Below are 906 nucleotides of genomic sequence, written 5' to 3' on the forward strand. Positions count from 1 at the left end.
ACGGCCCGCCAGGGCGCGGCCGCGGCCCCGCCAAGGACACGGGCGCTTCACCCCTCCCGGGCGCCCGCCTATACGCCGCGATCATGGCCCTCACGCGCATCCTGTTGAACCTCAGCCTGGATTCGGCCCTCGCCGCCCTGGCCCTGCCGCTCGCCGTCTGGATGGCCGATCCGGCCGGCTGGCCGCCGCCGCCGCTCTGGTGGCTGGGGGCGGTGCCGGGGGCCGTCGCGGCGCTGCTGCTGGCCGGGCTGCCGGTGCGGCTGCCGCAGCAATACTGGCGCTTCGCCGCGCTGCGCGACCTGGTGGCGGTGCTGGGCGCGGGCGTCGGCGGCGCGCTGCTCTTCGCCGCCGGGCTGCACCTGCTGGGCGCCTGGCGGCCGGCCAACCTGGCCTTCCCGCTGATCCATGCCGGCACCCTGGCCGCCGCCCTGCTGGCGCCGCGCGTGATCGGCCGGCTGAAGCAGTCGCACCGCGTCGGCGCCGCCAGCGAGGCGCCGGCCCAGCCGGTGCTGCTGATCGGCACCGGCGACGCGGCCGACCTGTTCATCCGGGCGCTGCTGCAGCAGCGCGCCCCGGTCTACCGCGTGCTGGGCATCCTGGCGCGGCGGCCGCGCGCGGCGGGGCGGCGCATCCATGGCCACCCGATCCTGGGCGGCTTCGAGGAGGCGTCCGAGGTGCTGGACCGGCTGCGCGCCGAGCACCGCCTGCCCGCCGCCCTGGTGCTGGCCGACCCGGACCTGCAAGGTCCGGAACTGGAAGAGATGCTCGACGTGGCGGACCGGCACGGGGTGATGGTCAAGCGCGCGCCGCGGCTGACCACGCTGGACCCGGCGCCGCGCGCCGGCGAGCGGGGGCCGCGCCTCGGGCTGCGCCCGGTCGCCATCGAGGAGCTGCTGGACCGCCCGC

1 protein-coding gene is annotated in these 906 nt (G+C 78.3%); it reads left to right on the forward strand.

Going from position 1 to position 906, the window contains the following annotated elements:
• Nucleotides 1-83 precede the first annotated feature (83 nt).
• Nucleotides 84-906, forward strand: an 823-nt coding sequence (locus tag HMPREF0731_RS21985; RefSeq protein WP_040614436.1) for a nucleoside-diphosphate sugar epimerase/dehydratase, incomplete at its 3' end; no start/stop codon positions are given.

Origin of the sequence: Pseudoroseomonas cervicalis ATCC 49957 (assembly GCF_000164635.1) — a bacterium.
Taxonomy (GTDB): domain Bacteria; phylum Pseudomonadota; class Alphaproteobacteria; order Acetobacterales; family Acetobacteraceae; genus Pseudoroseomonas; species Pseudoroseomonas cervicalis.